The organism is Burkholderia sp. E168m23 (genome assembly GCF_016586125.1).
Taxonomy (GTDB): Bacteria; Pseudomonadota; Gammaproteobacteria; order Burkholderiales; family Burkholderiaceae; genus Burkholderia; species Burkholderia orbicola.
Genome location: NZ_BCPP01001080.1, coordinates 1 through 2,207, shown reverse-complemented (window position 1 = coordinate 2,207; position 2,207 = coordinate 1). Strand labels below are relative to the sequence as shown.

The 2,207-nt window shown below is 71.5% G+C and carries 1 protein-coding gene; it reads right to left on the bottom strand.

The window, feature by feature from the left end; translation table 11 throughout:
* On the bottom strand, positions 1-2,207 hold a 2,207-nt coding region (locus JMF90_RS34240; RefSeq protein ID WP_201326091.1), incomplete at both ends, for an alpha-1,4-glucan--maltose-1-phosphate maltosyltransferase.

The following is a 2,207-nucleotide window of genomic DNA, read 5'->3' as shown; positions in this document are numbered from 1 at the left end:
ATGCGTCTGCAGCGCCGCGTGATCGCGCCGCGCGCGGTTCAGCCGCGCGATTTCCGTGCCGATGTGCGCGGCCTTGCTCCAGTCGCGCGCGCGCAGCTCGTATTTCTCGGCATCCGCGTATTCCTCGCTGTCCGGCAGCGGCGCCGATTCGCCGAGCTCGAAGCCCGAGTACAGGCCCCACGAGCCGGCCAGCGTCGCCGCGAGCGCCGCGCGGATCACGAACTGCGAACGCGGCGCGTTCTGCAGGTGGCGCGGATTGATGTCGGGCGTGTTGACGAAGAAGTTCGGCCGGAAGAATTCGCGGGGCGGGCCGGCCGTCAGCTCGGTCAGGTAGTCGATGAAGTCGCGCTTCGACTCGCGCCACGTGAAGTACGTGTACGACTGCGAGAAGCCGACTTTCGCGAGCCGGTACATCATCCCCGGCCGCGTGAACGCCTCGGACAGGAACACGACGTCCGGATGCCGGCCGCGCACGTCGGCGATCATCCATGCCCAGAACGGCAGTGGCTTCGTGTGCGGGTTGTCGACGCGGAAGATCCGCACGCCCGCGTCGACCCAGAACAGCACCGCGTCGCGCAGCGCCAGCCACAGGTCGGGCAGCGCGTCCGGCGCGTAGAAATCGGGGTTGACGATGTCCTGGTAGCGCTTCGGCGGATTCTCCGCGAAACGCAGCGAGCCGTCGGGCCGCCACGCGAACCAGCCTGGATGCGCGGCGAGCCACGGATGATCGGGCGAGCACTGGATCGCGAAATCGAGCGCGATCTCAAGCCCGTGGCCGCGCGCGGCGTCGACCAGCGCGCGGAACGACTCGAGCGTGCCGAGCTGCGGATGCACGGCCGTGTGACCGCCGTCGGGCGAGCCGATCGCGTACGGGCTGCCGACGTCGTCGGGGCCGGCGGTCAGGCTGTTGTTGCGGCCCTTGCGCGCGGACGTGCCGATCGGGTGGATCGGCGGAAAATACAGCACGTCGAAACCCATGTCGCGGATGCGCGGCAAATGCGCGATCACGTCGTCGAACGTGCCGTGCCGGTGCGGATCGTCGCTCGCCGAGCGCGGAAACATCTCATACCAGCTCGAGAAACGCGCCTGGCGGCGTTCGACGTCGACCGGGTAGGTCGTCGCGTCGTGCGTGACGAACGGGCGGTAGCGCAGCGCCGCGAAGGCGTCGGCGAGCGCGGGCCCGCCGATCAACGCGAGGCGGTCGTCGGCCGACGCGTCCTTGAGCTCGGCGGCGAGCCGCTCCATCTGCTTGAGCGCGCGCGGATCGACAGGATCGGCGAGCTTCAGCGCGGTGGCGAGCAGCAGTTGCGCTTCGCGCACCTCCAGCGTCACGTCCTGGCCGGCCGCGCGCTTCTTCGCGATATCGGTGACAAGCGACGCCCAGTCGTCGCGCCACGCGACCACGCGGAATTCATGGCGGCCGAGCCGGTCGAGCGTGACGCGCGCCTGCCAGCGGTCGTTCGGCTCGGCTTCGAACGGCACTTCGCGCCAGGTATCGTCGTCGGCGGCGCGCCACTGGAGCACGGCCGCCAGATGCGCGTGTCCGTCCGTGAAAATCGACGCACCGACGACGAGCGGCTCGCCGATCACGCGCTTGATCGCGAAGCGGCCGTCGTCGACCGACGGCTCGACGCGCTCGATCGCGATCCGGTCGGCCACGAGCGCGGCCGACAGCGCGGTGCGTTCGCGCGCGGCGTCGGCGCGCGTCGTGACGGGCGGCGCCCGCCATGCATGCAGCAGCGCATACGCGCCGGGCGCGAGCGTGAACGGCTCGAGCGAGGCCGGCGGATGCGTGCGCGCGCCGTCCTGCGTGACGACGCGCGTGAAACCGCCCGGCACGCCGGGCAGGATCGCCGCGGGGTCGACCGTCGCCGGCGCGTCGAGATCGGGATTCAATGCGATCAGCAACGCCGCGTCGTCGTGTTCGAGCAGCGGCCCGGTGCCGCGCAGCAATGCGGTCGCGGTCGCGCCCGGCGCGCTCAGTTGCACGATTTCACCGCGCGCCGCGGCCACGGGCGTGGCGCGGCGCCACGCGTTCGCATCGGCGAGCGCGCCCGACAGGTCGAAACGCGCGTGCTCGAACGCGGCGCGGTAGCGCGCGGCATCCGCGTCGCGGGCCATCAGCGGCACCGTCACGCCGCGCTCGAAGCCCATCGGCACGAGCCAGCCGGTGCCGACGGCCGCGGCCGTCCACAGCGCGCGGCGAT